Annotated in this window: 13 protein-coding genes; 7 read left to right on the forward strand and 6 right to left on the reverse strand. The window is 73.9% G+C overall.

Features of this window, described 5'->3' with window-relative positions; translation table 11 throughout:
• Positions 1-31: 31 nt before the first annotated feature.
• Complete coding sequence (locus tag AC5JJ1_RS24185; protein WP_495787669.1) at positions 32-1,219, forward strand: M20 aminoacylase family protein; 1,188 nt, start codon at positions 32-34, stop codon at positions 1,217-1,219.
• Here the strand turns inward: AC5JJ1_RS24185 and AC5JJ1_RS24190 are convergent.
• On the reverse strand, positions 1,216-1,827 hold the full coding sequence (locus AC5JJ1_RS24190) for a glutathione S-transferase family protein (protein WP_495787670.1): 612 nt from the start codon (positions 1,825-1,827) through the stop codon (positions 1,216-1,218). The genes AC5JJ1_RS24185 and AC5JJ1_RS24190 overlap by 4 nt on opposite strands.
• A gap of 137 nt (positions 1,828-1,964) precedes the next feature.
• Complete coding sequence (locus tag AC5JJ1_RS24195; RefSeq protein WP_495787671.1) at positions 1,965-2,207, reverse strand: hypothetical protein; 243 nt, start codon at positions 2,205-2,207, stop codon at positions 1,965-1,967.
• A gap of 45 nt (positions 2,208-2,252) precedes the next feature.
• Here AC5JJ1_RS24195 and AC5JJ1_RS24200 point away from each other — a divergent pair, with 45 nt between their 5' ends.
• The 4 genes from AC5JJ1_RS24200 (at position 2,253) to AC5JJ1_RS24215 (ending at position 6,579) form a co-directional block, all read left to right on the forward strand.
• Positions 2,253-2,579 (forward strand): NIPSNAP family protein, encoded by a 327-nt coding sequence (locus AC5JJ1_RS24200; RefSeq protein WP_495787672.1) that lies wholly within the window; start codon positions 2,253-2,255, stop codon positions 2,577-2,579.
• Between the two features lies 1 nt (position 2,580).
• Positions 2,581-3,486 (forward strand): agmatinase, encoded by a 906-nt coding sequence (gene speB / locus AC5JJ1_RS24205; protein ID WP_495787673.1) that lies wholly within the window; start codon positions 2,581-2,583, stop codon positions 3,484-3,486.
• 351 nt (positions 3,487-3,837) lie between these two features.
• Positions 3,838-5,070 (forward strand): type III PLP-dependent enzyme, encoded by a 1,233-nt coding sequence (locus tag AC5JJ1_RS24210; protein WP_495787674.1) that lies wholly within the window; start codon positions 3,838-3,840, stop codon positions 5,068-5,070.
• Positions 5,071-5,160: 90 nt separating this feature from the next.
• Positions 5,161-6,579, forward strand: coding sequence for a homospermidine synthase (locus AC5JJ1_RS24215; RefSeq protein WP_495787675.1), 1,419 nt, complete (start codon positions 5,161-5,163; stop codon positions 6,577-6,579).
• Here the strand turns inward: AC5JJ1_RS24215 and AC5JJ1_RS24220 are convergent, their stop codons facing one another.
• The 4 genes from AC5JJ1_RS24220 to AC5JJ1_RS24235 are packed head-to-tail and all read right to left on the reverse strand — an operon-like array spanning position 6,580 to position 10,842.
• Positions 6,580-7,701 carry a glycosyltransferase family protein gene (locus tag AC5JJ1_RS24220; RefSeq protein WP_495787676.1) on the reverse strand — a complete coding sequence of 374 codons (1,122 nt, stop codon included), beginning with the start codon at positions 7,699-7,701 and terminating at the stop codon, positions 6,580-6,582.
• Positions 7,698-8,585 carry a hypothetical protein gene (locus AC5JJ1_RS24225; protein ID WP_495787677.1) on the reverse strand — a complete coding sequence of 296 codons (888 nt, stop codon included), beginning with the start codon at positions 8,583-8,585 and terminating at the stop codon, positions 7,698-7,700. Before AC5JJ1_RS24225 ends, AC5JJ1_RS24220 begins: the two co-directional genes overlap by 4 nt.
• A complete protein-coding gene (locus AC5JJ1_RS24230) occupies positions 8,582-9,970 on the reverse strand; it encodes a glycosyltransferase (protein WP_495787678.1) in 1,389 nt (462 codons plus the stop codon). The genes AC5JJ1_RS24225 and AC5JJ1_RS24230 overlap by 4 nt, the downstream gene beginning before the upstream one ends.
• Positions 9,970-10,842 carry a LysR family transcriptional regulator gene (locus AC5JJ1_RS24235; protein WP_495787679.1) on the reverse strand — a complete coding sequence of 291 codons (873 nt, stop codon included), beginning with the start codon at positions 10,840-10,842 and terminating at the stop codon, positions 9,970-9,972. The genes AC5JJ1_RS24230 and AC5JJ1_RS24235 overlap by 1 nt, the downstream gene beginning before the upstream one ends.
• A gap of 102 nt (positions 10,843-10,944) precedes the next feature.
• On the opposite strand from AC5JJ1_RS24235, the gene AC5JJ1_RS24240 reads away from it, so the two are divergent.
• Together AC5JJ1_RS24240 and AC5JJ1_RS24245 are read left to right on the forward strand one after the other, a co-directional pair.
• A complete protein-coding gene (locus tag AC5JJ1_RS24240) occupies positions 10,945-11,349 on the forward strand; it encodes a tautomerase family protein (RefSeq protein ID WP_495787680.1) in 405 nt (134 codons plus the stop codon).
• Between the two features lie 43 nt (positions 11,350-11,392).
• Positions 11,393-12,670: a hypothetical protein gene (locus tag AC5JJ1_RS24245; protein ID WP_495787681.1), complete on the forward strand. Its 1,278-nt coding sequence runs from the start codon at positions 11,393-11,395 to the stop codon at positions 12,668-12,670.
• Positions 12,671-12,712: the final 42 nt, after the last annotated feature.

Consider the following 12,712-nt stretch of genomic DNA (forward strand, 5'->3'; position numbering starts at 1 on the left):
GCATCCACTCCCTCCCACGAGGCACACCCCCATGCCGATCCTGAACCGCATAGCCGATTTTCATGCCGAGATGACGGCCTGGCGGCGCGACTTCCATGCCCATCCGGAAACCGCCTTCGAGGAGGTCCGCACCAGCGGCATCGTCGCCGAGAAGCTGCGCGAATTCGGCTGCGACGAGGTCGTCACCGGGATCGCCAAGACCGGCGTCGTCGGCGTGATCCATGGCAAGAAGGGGAACCAGGGCGGGCCGGGGCGCGCCGTCGGCCTCCGCGCCGACATGGACGCGCTGCCGATCCTGGAGCAGACCGGCCTGCCGCATGCCTCCACCATCCCGGGAAAGATGCATGCCTGCGGCCATGACGGCCACACCACCATGCTGCTGGGCGCCGCCAAGTACCTCGCCGAGACCCGCAACTTCCCGGGCAGTGTCTACGTCATCTTCCAGCCGGCCGAGGAGGCCGGCGGCGGCGGCAACGTCATGGTGCGGGAGGGCCTGTTCGACCGCTTCCCGATGGAGCGCGTCTTCGGCATGCACAACTGGCCGGGCGCGCCGGAGGGCAGCTTCTGGTGGCGCGAGGGGCCGATCATGGCGGCGACCGCGCAGATCGAGGTCACCGTCACCGGCAAGGGCGCACATGGCGCCATGCCGCACCAGGGCAACGACCCGATCGTCGTCGCGGCCCAGATCGTCACCGCCCTGCAGTCCATCGTTGCCCGCAATGTGGAGCCGGTGGAGTCGGGCGTCATCACCATCGGCCATATCCAGGGCGGCGACACCTGGAACGTCATCCCCGAGCAGGTGACGCTGCGCGGCACCGCCCGCTGGTTCAAGCCGGAGGTGGGCGACCTGCTGGAGCGGCGCTTCCTCGACATATCGACCGGCATCGCCACCGCCTTCGGGGCGACGGCGAAGGCGGTCTTCGACCGCGGCTATCCGGCCACGATCAACGAGCCGGAGAGCACGGTGCTGACCGTCGAGGCGGCCCGCGCCATCGCCGGCGAGGCGAAGGTGCAGGAGATGCCGAAGCCCACCATGGGCGGCGAGGACTTCGCCTTCATGCTCAACGCCAAGGCCGGCAGCTACATCATGCTCGGCGCCGGGCGGGGGCCTGCGGATCCGCAGGTCCACCACCCGAAATACGACTTCAACGATGCCGTGCTGCCGGTCGGCGCCAGCTACTGGGCGCGGCTGGCGGAGGCGGTGCTCGCCAAGGGCTAGGCCTTCGCCGAGGGCCGCGCGGCCATCATCGCGTGATGCGCGGTGATGGCCTTGAGCGCCGGGTTGATTGGCTGCCCGACGCCCGCGCCGAAGTCGAGGAAGGCGAAGAGCAGGATGTCGGCGAGGGTCAGCCTGTCGCCGCAGATGAAGGTCCGTCCCGCCATCAGCCCGTCGAGCCAGGCCAGCCGCTCCTGCGCCGTCGCCTTCAGGTCGTCGGCGGCATGCGGGATGCAGCGGATGCGGTTCTCGAAGATCTTCAGCCCCTCGGCGAAGCGGAAGCCATTGGCCATCGGCTCGACGATGTTGAGGTCGATCCGCCGCGTCCACATCCGGGTCTCGGCCCGCTCCCGCGGATTGGCGCCGATGAGCGAGGGGCCCGGGGTCACCTCGTCCAGGTATTCGCAGATGGTGGTGATTTCGGCGATGACGCTGCCGTCATCGAGCTCGAGGCAGGGCATCTGGCCGGCGGGGTTCTTCGCCATGTAGGGCGGCTGGCGGTTCTCGCCGCCGCGGAGGTCGATGGTGGTCTTCGGCAGGTCGATGCCGCGCTCGGCCATGAACATCCGGACGACGCGGGGGTTGGGGCCGATGGAGTCGTAGAGGCGCATGTGACTTTTCCTCCCAGGGGCCGGGTTCCTGGCATCGGCGATGGAGGCCGACGATCACCTTCGGTTCACGATGTTGCCTCGTGGCCGGGCGCAATCGCGGCGGAGCGCGCCTCCGATGCGGAACCCGCGGCCCGATGCTAGCCCCGCCGCGACCGGGTGGGGAGTACGCCCGAGATGCCGCTCGTCGGCTGGCGGGTCTCGCCCAGCGTCGGGCCTGTTGCGCCGCTCCCGCTCCGCCTCGTCACCGCCGCCCGAGGGGCGAGGTAGCGGCCGGTCGCCCGCCCGCTGATCGACCTGGTGCTGTTGTGGAGCTTGCGCAGGTGCAGGGCCATCGCCTCGGCCGTCCTCGCCCGGCGGCGGCGCCGCCGCTTCGCGTCCACCTGGAGGCAGGCTAGGCTGCCCTCTCCCAAGGGAGGACCAGGGCGATGATCCACGAGCTCCGCATCTATCACTGCGTGCCGGGCCGGCTGCCGGCGCTGCTCAAGCGCTTCGAGACAGTCACGCTGAAGCTCTGGGAGAAGCACGGCATCCGCCAGGCCGGCTTCTGGACGGTGCTGGTCGGCTCCTCCAACCAGGATCTCTACTACCTGATCGAGTGGGAAAGCCTCGCCGAGCGCGAGCAGAAGTGGAACGCCTTCGCCACCGACCCGGACTGGCTGACGGCGCGGGCGAAGACCGAGGAGGACGGGCAGATCGTCGCCGCGGTCGAGAATTTGCTGCTGGCGCCGACCGCCTTCTCGGCGGTGAAGTAGCGTGGCCGGCCCGCCGACCTTCGCCACGCCGCCGGGCTTCCTCGGCATCGAGCGGCGGGATGGGGACGCGGCCTATGTGGTGGCGGGGGTGCCGATGGATATCGGCACCACCAACCGCTCGGGCACGCGGGACGGGCCGGCGGCGATCCGGCGGGCAAGCCGGATGCTGGTCGATGGCGTGCATCCCACGCATTGGGTCGACCCGCGCGCGCTCGACATCGCCGATATCGGGGAGTTCGGGCTCGCGCTCGGCGACATCCCCGCGAGCCTGGCCCTGATCGAGCGGCAGGCGGCGAGGTGCCGGCACTTGGTGGCGCTGGGCGGCGAGCACGGCATCACCCTGCCCCTGCTGCGGGCGCTGGTGCGGCGGCTCGGCGGGCCGCTTGGGCTGCTGCATTGCGACGCCCATGTCGACACCTGGGCGGATAATTTCGGCCAGGCCTATGCCCATGGCTCGCCCTTCTACCACGCGATCTGCGAGGGGCTGGTCGATCCGCGGCGGATGATCCAGCTCGGCATCCGCTCGCCGGTGGACCGGGCAACCTGGGATTGGACGGTCGGCCAGGGCGTCACCATCGTCACCGGGCAGGAGGCGCAGGAGCTGGGGCCGGCGGCGCTGGCGGAGCGGGTGCGGGCGGTGCTCGGCGGCGGGCCGGCTTATCTCTCCTTCGACATCGACTGCCTCGACCCGGCCTTCGCGCCCGGCACGGGGACGCCGGAGATTGGCGGCCTCGCCTCCTGGCAGGCGCAGGGGCTGCTCCGGCGGCTGCGCGGCATCGACTTCCGCGGGATGGATGTGGTGGAGGTGGCGCCGGCCCATGACCAGGCCGAGGTGACGGCCCTGGCCGCGGCGACGCTCGCCTGGGAATATCTGGCCCTGCAGGCCCTCGACCGGCAAGATTCCTGAAAGCTTTCGCCGATTCGCGCGGCCATGCCGGTGGAACGGGCGAGCCCCTGAAAAAAGGCATAGCAATTCGGCGGCGGAGCCACTATTTCTCCGGCCGCGGTTGCTCCAGGGCGGCCGCTGGCGCTATCGCACGTGCCGCGAGCCCCTGCCGCCCGAAGGCCGGGGCACAGCAACGACGGGACGCGTCCTTTTCGTCCATGCCGGTTCCAGGGGGTGTTTCCCGGGGACCGGGGCCGTGAGGGATCTGCCTATGTTGCTCGAACGGTTCGCCGCGATGCGAAGTTCGCTGCGCATCGCCTGAAGCCGGGGTCCGCCCCGCCTCTTCCCGCCCTTGCCCAAGGATTGCGCCACATGTCCCAGCTCCGCACCCGTGCGGCGGTCGCCCCGCTGCGCCGCCGCTTCGACGACGCCCTGACCGCCCTGCCCTCCGTCGACGCCCTCGTCGCCGTCGAGCAGCCGGAGGAGCCGATGCACTGCCTGCGCCCGGCCGCCATCGCCGAGGCCTCGGCGGCCTTCGTCGCCGGCTTCCCGGGCGAGGTGCTCTACGCCGTGAAGTGCAACCCGGAGCCCGCCGTGCTGCGCGCGGTCTGGGAGGGCGGCGTGCGGCATTTCGACTGCGCCTCGGCCAATGAGGTGGCGCTGGTGCGGGCCATGTTCCCCGAGGCGGGCATCCACTTCATGCATCCGATCAAGGCGCGCGGGGCGATCCGCGCCGCCTGGGGCGAGCATGGGGTGCGCGACCTCGTCCTCGACGGCGCGGCGGAGCTGGAGAAGATCCTGGCCGAGACCAAGGCAGGCGCGGCGGAGGGGCTCGGCCTCTTCATCCGCCTCGCCATGCCGAAGGGCGCGGCCATGCTCGACCTCTCCGGCAAATTCGGTGCCGAGGCTGAGGAGGCGGCGGCGCTGCTTCGGGCGGCGCGGCCGCATGCCGCGCGGCTGGGCCTCTGCTTCCATGTCGGGTCGCAGATGATGGACCCGCTCGCCTGGCGGCAGGCCATGGCGCTGGCCGGCGAGGTCATCCGCGCGGCCGGCGTGCCGGTCGAGGTGATCGATGTCGGCGGCGGCTTCCCGGTCGCCTATCCGGGCATCGAGCCGCCCCCGCTCGGCGCCTTCTTCGCCGAGATCGAGGCGAGCTTCGAGGCGCTGGCGCTGCCGGGCGTCGCCCTCTGGGCGGAGCCCGGGCGGGCGCTGGTCGCCGGCGGCGGCTCGGTCGTCGTGCAGGTGCAGGGGCGGCGCGGCCGCGACCTCTACCTGAACGACGGCGTCTACGGCGCGCTCTCCGATGCCGGCGTGCCGGGCTTCACCTTCCCGGTGCGGCTGATCCGGCCGGAAGGCCCGGCGCCCGCCGCGCAGGAGGCGGATTTCGTCTTCTTCGGCCCGACCTGCGACAGCGCGGACCGGATGAAGGGCCCTTTCCCCCTTCCCGAGGACGTACGGGAGGGCGATTGGATCGAGATCGGCCAGCTCGGCGCCTACGGGGCCTGCCTGCGTACCGCCTTCAACGGCTTCGACCGGGCGCGCCTGGTCGAGGTGCGGGACCGGCCGATGCTCGGGGCTGACGCGGAAGCTTCACTGGCCGCCTGAGGCCGGCCGCGCGTTCCGTCCGCTGCGACCCGGCCCCCTTCCTGCGGAGGGGGCCGGCCCTTTCCTTGCGTGCCTAGAAGGAGCCCCTCGATGATCCATGCCCGCTTCTCCGGCCGCCTCGTCATGCTCGGCTTCGGCAGCATCGGCCAGGGCGTCCTGCCGCTCATCCTCCGCCATATCGAGATCCCGCGCGAGGCCATCACCATCGTCACCGCCGAGGAGCGCGGGCGCGAGGTCGCGGCCGAGTACGGCATCCGCTTCGTGCTCGAGGCGGCGACGCGGGAGAACTACCGCGACCTGCTGTCGCCGCTGCTGCGGTCGGGCGACTTCCTGCTGAACCTCTCGGTCGACGTCTCCTCGGTCGCGCTGATGACGCTGTGCCAGGAGCTCGACGTGCTCTACCTCGACACGGTCGTGGAGCCCTGGGCGGGCGGCTACACCGACCCCTCGCTGACGCCCTCGCAGCGCTCCAACTACGCCATGCGGGAGGAGGCGATCGCGCTGCGCGGCCTGGCGCAGGGCGGGCCGACCTCGGTGACGGCGCATGGGGCGAATCCCGGCCTCGTCAGCCATTTCGTCAAGCAGGCGCTGCTCGACATCGCCCGCGACACCGGCGCCCCCATCGCCGCCCCGCCGCCGGCTGCGGACCGCGCCGCCTGGGCGCGCATCGCGCATGACCTCGGCATCAAGGTAATCCATATCGCTGAGCGGGACACGCAGGTCGCCGACCGCCCGAAGAGGCCGGGCGAGTTCGTCAACACGTGGTCGGTCGACGGCTTCGTCGGCGAGGGCTGCCAGCCGGCCGAACTCGGCTGGGGCAGCCACGAGAAGGCGCTGCCGCCGGACGGGCACCGGCACGGCTTCGGCTGCGACGCGGCGATCTACCTGATGCGCCCGGGCGCCTCGACCCGCGTGCGGACCTGGACGCCGCTGGAGGGGCCGTTCCACGGCTTCCTCATCACCCACAACGAAAGCATTTCGCTTGCCGACTACTACACGCTGCGCGACGCGGCGGGGCAGGTGATCCATCGCCCGACCGCGCACTACGCCTACCACCCCTGCGACGATGCGGTGCTCTCGGTGCATGAGCTGGCCGGCAAGAACTGGGAGATGCAGCCGGAGAAGCGGCTGATGACGGACGAGATCGTCCGCGGCATGGACGAGCTCGGCGTGCTGCTGATGGGCCATGCGAAGGGCGCCTACTGGTACGGCTCCCGCCTCACCATCGAGGAGGCGCGCCGGCTCGTGCCGCACAACAACGCCACCTCGCTGCAGGTGACGGTCGCGGTGCTCGCCGGCGTGATCTGGGCGATGGAGAACCCGCGCCGCGGCGTGGTCGAGGCGGATGAGATCGACCACCAGCGGGTGCTGGAGATCTGCCGGCCCTATCTCGGCGAGGTCGTCGGCGCCTATTCCGGCTGGACGCCGCTGCAGGACCGCGCGCGCCTCTTCCCGGAGGCGCTGGACCGCGACGACCCCTGGCAGTTCAGCAATTTCCGCGTCGGCTGATCAGGCGGCGAGTGCCCTGAGCCGGGCCGCCAGCGCATCCTGCTGCGCGGCCACCTCGGCCGCGTAGCGCAGCGCGAGCCGGCGGGAAGCGAGGCGGAGGTCGCGGCGGCAGGCCTCGCTCGCGCGGTACTCCCGCATCAGCGCGACCAGCGCCGCGACATCGGCGCAGCGATGTCCGGGATGCTCGGCGCGGAGGCCCGCAAAGGCATCCGCCGTGCCGAGCATGGGGTTGCCGAAGGCGAGCGCCTCCACGGTCTTCACCTTGAGGCCCGTCCCGCCCGCCATCGGGTTCAGCACGCAGTCGACGGCAGCGTAGAAGCCGGCAGCGTCCGCCAGGCCCGGCATCAGCCGCGGGCGGGAGGCGAGCCGCAGGTCCTGGCGGCGGAGGATGCGCCCGGCGAGCAGCCAGGGCAGTTCCGGCGCGCCCTCCAGCGCGGCGTCGAGGGCGCGGATGGCCGCCAGGTTCCAGGGGTTGCCGCTGCCGAGATAGCCGAAGGGCACCACCGGCTCCGGCGCCGGGGCGGCGAGGAAGCGGAGCGGCGGCATGTGGCCGAGCACCGCGACCTCCGCCCCGCAGCGGCGGCGAAGCTCCGCGGCCTCCTCCTCCTGGATGGCCAGCACCAGCCCGGCCCGGTCGAGGCCGCGCCGCTCCTCGGCGACGGTGGTGAAGAACCAGGAGGGATCGAGCCCCTGGGCCCGCGCCACCGCATCGCGCCCGCCGAAGAGATCATGCGTGTCGAGGATGCGGAAGGCATCGCCCGCCCCCTCCAGCGCGGCCGAGAGCCAGGCATAGTTCACCAGCACCGCGTCGTAGCCGCGGGCGCGGCGCAGGGCGGCCAGCTGCTCCGCCAGCCCGGGCGGGCACCAGTCGTCGATGCCCCAGGCGCCGGGGAGGCTCGGCTCGCCGATGACGGCGGCGGGCAGCTCGTGGAAGCCGTGCCAGAAGCCAGCCATGGCGGCGCGCTGGCCCGGCGTGCTGCCCTCGGTGGCGAGGTGGAGGAATTCGCAGCGGACGCCGCGCGCCATCAGCGCCGCGCCCAGCCCCTGGATGCGGGCCGCATTGCCCTGGTCCGCCGGGTGCGAGGCGATGGGGGAGAGGACCAGCAGCCGCGGCGCCGTCATGGCCGCGCCTCCAGCGCCGTGAGGCGGAGGCCGGGCGGCGCCCCCTCCCGCCAGGCGAGGCCGAGCACGGGCGCGTGCCCCGCGGGCGGATCGATGCTGGCGACGAGGCCGCCGGGGACGGGCCGGGCCGGGATGCGCAGGCCGTCGAGGAAAAGGGCGGCCCCGCCCGGCTCCGCCCCGGTGAAGGCGAGGCGCAGGCGCCAGCGCAGCGGCGGCAGGGCGCCGGGGAGCAGCCGCAGCTGCCGCACGCCCTCCAGCGGCAGCCCCTCCGGCCCGCCCGGCGTCGCCAGGTCATGCGGCAGGGCAGCGGCCGGGAGCAGCAGGTCCGGCACATGGCCGGGGCGCGGGACGAGCAGCAGCAAGCTCGCCTGGCGGGGCGTGAGGCTGCGGCCGCCCTGTTGCCAGCCCGGCCCGGCCAGGGCCGCGGCGGCGGCCCGCAGCCGGTCGAAGGCCTCGGCGAGGCGCGCCTCGGGCAGCAGCAGGTCGTGCCGTTCCGGCGCGTCCTCCCGGCCGGCGACCAGCATGACGCGGCCCATCCCCTCCGGCAGCGGCGCCTCGCCGGTGCCGCCGGCGACCAGGGTCAGGCTCGCGCCCGGCACCGAGGCGGCGCAGGGGGTGGAGGCGACGCGGTCGCGGGCGGCCTCCCAGGCCGGATCGGGCTCGGCATCCGCAATTGGGTCGAGGCCGAGCAGCGGCCGGCCCTGCTGGCGGAAGCGGGCGAGCAGGGCGCGCTCGGCCGGGTCGAGCGCGGCCGCATCGGCGATGCCGGCGCGGCTGCCGGGCAGCCAAGGCATCAGCGCCCCGAGCGGCAGGCCGAGATCGCGCACCGCCAGGCCCGGCAGGGCCCGGGCCAGCAGCGCGGCCAGCAGCGGCGCGGCGCTCATGGCGGGAGCTGGAGGTCGAGCAGCAATCCCCTCCCCTCGAGCCGCGCGGCGCGGAGCGCGGCGCCGGGCGGCAGCAGGGCATCGGCGATGCCGCCCGGGGCGAGGCTGAGCTCGGCCAGGCGGCCGGGATCCTCGATGTCGAGGCGGAGGCGGCAGCGGCCGGTCCGGCCGGCCAGGGCAGCGGCGATCAGGGCGCGGTCGGCCGCGAGGCGGAGCGGCGGCGAGGCGTCGGACGGGGGCGCCGGCCGCGCCTCCGCCGCCTCGATCGCGGCGCGGTAGCGGGCGGCGACGGCCGGGAGCGCCATCTCCGCCTCGGCATGGGCGCGGCCGGCGGCGCCGATGGCGCGGGCCCGCTCCGGCGCGGCGGCGAGGCCGGCGAGGGCCTCGGCCAGGGCCCGGGCGCCGCCGGCCAGCGGCAGCTGGACCGCCGCCTCGCCCGGCAGTTCGGCGAAGGCGCCGGTGCGGGAGACGATGCAGCAGGTGCCGGCGGCGAAGGCCCGGGCGAGGGAGCCGGAGCTCTCGCCGGTCGAGGGGAAGCGAAGGTTCACCAGCATGTCGGCGGCGGCGATATGCGCGTCGAATGCCTCCGCCGCGAGGTGCCCGGTAATCCGGGCCCGGGCGCCGAGCCGCCCGGCGAGGCTCGGCGGCACGTCGCCGGCATGGATCCAGCGGAGGGCGGGCAGCCCCTCCAGAGCCGCCAGCACCCAGTCGAGGCGCTTGGCGAGCGAGGCGAAGCCGGCGGTGACGACCAGGATCTCGGCGGCGCCGATGCCGAGCCGGGCGCGGGCCTCGGCGCGCTCCGGCGGCCGTCTGGGCGGCAGGAGATGCGGGATGACCTTGACATGCGCCGTCGCCGCCGCGCCATGGGTGAGGCGCAGCCGGTTCCGCGCGAAGCGGGAATGGACGATGACGGCGCGCGACCGCCTCAGCACCTCCCCGGCCAGGTCGAAGAGCAGGTGGTTGGCGCGGGTGGAGACGCCCTGCTCGCCGAGGTGCCGGGCATAGGCGGCGGCGAGGCCGGGCGCGGCATGGCGCATCCCGGCGAGGATGGTCGGGCGGTCCTCGCCCGTCGATTCGTAGAGGTGCAGCAGCCCCGGGTCGTGCAGGGTGGTGACGCCGGGCCGCGCCCGCAGCGCCCGCAACACGAAGCCATGGCCGGGATTGTTGCCGATTTGGTAGAGCCGCCGCCCCGCCCGCGGCAGGCGATGGGCCAAAGCGAGGTCGACCACGGGGATGCCGGGCGGCGCCTCGGCCAACCAGTCCTCGCCGGCGACGGCGCAGTCGTAATGCGCGGCCAGCCCGGGCAGCAGCGCGGCGGCATAGTCGGCGATGCCATTCCGCGCCGGCGGCATCGGGCTCACCATCAGGAGGGGCGGGCGATCCATCACCGGCCATTTGCACGCGAAGCGCTTGCGTCGCCAAGACTCGCGCGGAGGCCGGCGGCGAGTGCCCGAACCGCGGCGGCAAGGGCGGGCGAGCCGGTACGGGCGAGAAGGACGATCTCGGAGCGCGGCAGGGCCGGCAGGCCGAGCGCCGGGCCGCGATCGGGCGCCCCGCCAGCGGCGATGCGGCCCATGGGCGCGATGCCGAGCCCCGCCTCCACCCCGGCCAGCAGCGCCGCACAGCTGCCGCCGACGAAGCTCTCGCGCCAGGGCAGGCCGGCCCGCTCGAGGGCGCGGATAGCCGCACCGCGCACGCCGCAGGCCGGCCCAAGGGTCGCCAGCGGCACCGGCTCGCCGGGCGCGAGGCGCAGCTCCCCAGCGCCGCGCCAACCGAGGGGATCGTGGCCGAGCACCTCGCCCTCGGTGCCGCCCGCCTCCCGCCGAACCAGCGCGGCATCGCATTCGCCGGCATCGAAGCGGGTGCGGACCTCCTGGGAAAGACCGGTACGGAGGGAAAGGACGGCGCCGGGCGGCAGGCAGGCGCGAAGCCGGCGGCACAGCCCCTCCAGCCCGAGGCCCGTCGCATGGTCGCTGGCCCAGAGGGTGAAGCGGAGGGACGGCGCCCCCTCCAGATGCAGGGCGGCGTCATGCGCCGCGAGCAGCGCATGGGCGCGCTGGAGGAAGGCGGCGCCGGCCGTGGTCGGGCGGACGAAGCGCGGCGTGCGCTCCAGCAGCCGGTAGCCAAGCCGCGCCTCCAACGCCTTCAGCCTCTGGCTCACCACCGGCTGCACGGTGCCGGCCGCCTCGGCGGCCCGGGTCAGGCTGCCGAACTCGGTGGCGAGGACAAAGAGGCGGACGGATTCGAGGTCGAGCATGATAAGCATATACTATGGTTAGAAGCGTGAACCATAGCATTCCGAAATCAAGAGTGACGCGGCAGGCTGGGTTTGGGACATCGCACCGAAGGAGATCGACCCATGCCCATGATCAGCATCCGCTACGTCACCCCCGCACCCCGTCCCAGCCTTCAGGCCGAGATCGCAGCGTTGACCGCGCGCCTCGCCGCCGAGCATCTCGGCAAGGATCCCGGCGTCACGGCGGTGCTGGCAGAGCCGGCGCGGGCGGAGGACTGGTTCATTGCCGGGCAGCGGCCGGCCGAGGCGGGGTTGGCCGCCTTCTGGCTCGACATCAAGGTGACAGCGGGGACCAACACCAAGGCGGAGACGACCCGCTTCGTCGCCGCTGCCTTTGCCGGAATGGCGGCGCTGCTCGGGCGGCTGCACGAGGAAAGCTACGTCCTCGTCCATGCCGCGGATGGCGATGCCTATGGCTATGGCGGGCGAACCCAGAATGGCCGTTGGGCTGCCGCCAACCCGGGGTGAAGCGCTGGACGCGCCGCGCGGCGGAATGGTAGCGACGGCGCCAATGGACGCCACGACACCCCCCCTGCTGGTGGTCGGCGCCGGCCGGGACGGGCTCAGGCTGCGGGCGCTGCGGCCGCTGTACCTGCCAGGGCCGCTCCGAGCCTGGTGCCGCGGCATCGAGCTGGGGCAGCTTGTCAGCGCCGGCCCGGTCGCGGCCGAGGCGGTGCTGACCTTGCCGGTCGAGCGCCTGCCCTGCGTGCCGCTGCCGGCGATGCTGCGCATCGCCGTGGCGGCGGAGGGGCCGGAGCTGGCCGAGCCCTGGCCCCTGGCCTCGCCGGCGGAGGCCGTGGGCCTGCTCGGCCCCGCCCGCCCGCGGATCGAGGATCTGCGCCTCGATCATGGCATCCTGCGGGGCACCGGGATCGAGCGGGCCAACGGGCTGCTGCAGCCGGCGCTGCATGCCGTCATCAACGGCAGCACCGCGCGAGCGGTGCAGGTGGAGGCGCCGGTGCCGCTGGCCGAGGGCGGCTGCGCCTTCCGCTTCGCCCTCGCGCTGGAGCCGTCCGACCTCAACGGCAGCGGCCTCGAGGTGACGCTGCACGCCATGGGCGGCCCCGCCGTGCTGGCGCGCTTCGCCCTCGGGCCGAGCCTGCCGGGCACGGAGCGGCTGCCGGCGCTCGAGGCGAGGCTGCAACGGCTGGAGCAGGCGCTCGAGGGGGCGCAACAGGCCGGCCAGGTGGCGCTCGAGCGGCAGCTCCGGGTGCAGCAGGAACGGATCGATGCCTTCATCGAGGCGGCGGCGACCCTGCTGCTCGACCGGCTGGCCGGCGACGAGGCGCCGGCCGAGGCGCTCCGCAGCCTGGTCGCGGCCGCGTCCCCGCAGCCGGCGGAGGAGGCGCCAGCTTTCGCCGAGGGGCCAGAGGCGGTGTTGGCGCCGCAGGACCCGGCCTTCGACCTCGGCTGGCACGGGGCGGAGGAGGATGCCGAAGGCCCCTTCCGCTGGATGACCTTGCAGGGCCTGCTGCGCAACCCGGCCCCGCTGCGCCCGGTGGAGGCGGTGGTGCTGGAGGTCGGGCACCTCTACGGCGCGCCGGCCCCGGTGCTGGAGGCGAGCTTCGACGGCACGCCCTGCCTCGTGGCCGCGGAGCAGCGGGGGCCGCACCACTTCTCGCTCCGCATCGCCCCGCCGGGCGGGCCGGTGCCGTGCCGGCTGCTGCGGCTGCGGTCGCGCGCCGGCGGCTCGCCGCTGGAGGATGGCGTCGGCGGCGATGGGCGGGTGCTCTCGGTCGCGGTCACCCGGGCCGCCTTCCGCTATGCGGAGGCGGCCGCGCCGCGTTGACCGGCCGGCGCTTTCGCCCGATTCTGGCGCCTTCAGGGCAAG

Source organism: Belnapia sp., assembly GCF_059504005.1.

Coding starts and splice junctions, on each gene's coding strand:
- AC5JJ1_RS24200 (WP_495787672.1), top strand. CDS start 2,253: ATGATCCACGAGCTCCGCATCTATCACTGCGTGCCGGGCCGGCTGCCG.
- AC5JJ1_RS24240 (WP_495787680.1), top strand. CDS start 10,945: ATGCCCATGATCAGCATCCGCTACGTCACCCCCGCACCCCGTCCCAGC.
- AC5JJ1_RS24225 (WP_495787677.1), bottom strand. CDS start 8,585: ATGAGCGCCGCGCCGCTGCTGGCCGCGCTGCTGGCCCGGGCCCTGCCG.
- AC5JJ1_RS24235 (WP_495787679.1), bottom strand. CDS start 10,842: ATGCTCGACCTCGAATCCGTCCGCCTCTTTGTCCTCGCCACCGAGTTC.
- AC5JJ1_RS24185 (WP_495787669.1), top strand. CDS start 32: ATGCCGATCCTGAACCGCATAGCCGATTTTCATGCCGAGATGACGGCC.
- AC5JJ1_RS24220 (WP_495787676.1), bottom strand. CDS start 7,701: ATGACGGCGCCGCGGCTGCTGGTCCTCTCCCCCATCGCCTCGCACCCG.
- AC5JJ1_RS24190 (WP_495787670.1), bottom strand. CDS start 1,827: ATGCGCCTCTACGACTCCATCGGCCCCAACCCCCGCGTCGTCCGGATG.
- AC5JJ1_RS24210 (WP_495787674.1), top strand. CDS start 3,838: ATGTCCCAGCTCCGCACCCGTGCGGCGGTCGCCCCGCTGCGCCGCCGC.
- AC5JJ1_RS24245 (WP_495787681.1), top strand. CDS start 11,393: ATGGACGCCACGACACCCCCCCTGCTGGTGGTCGGCGCCGGCCGGGAC.
- AC5JJ1_RS24215 (WP_495787675.1), top strand. CDS start 5,161: ATGATCCATGCCCGCTTCTCCGGCCGCCTCGTCATGCTCGGCTTCGGC.
- AC5JJ1_RS24230 (WP_495787678.1), bottom strand. CDS start 9,970: ATGGATCGCCCGCCCCTCCTGATGGTGAGCCCGATGCCGCCGGCGCGG.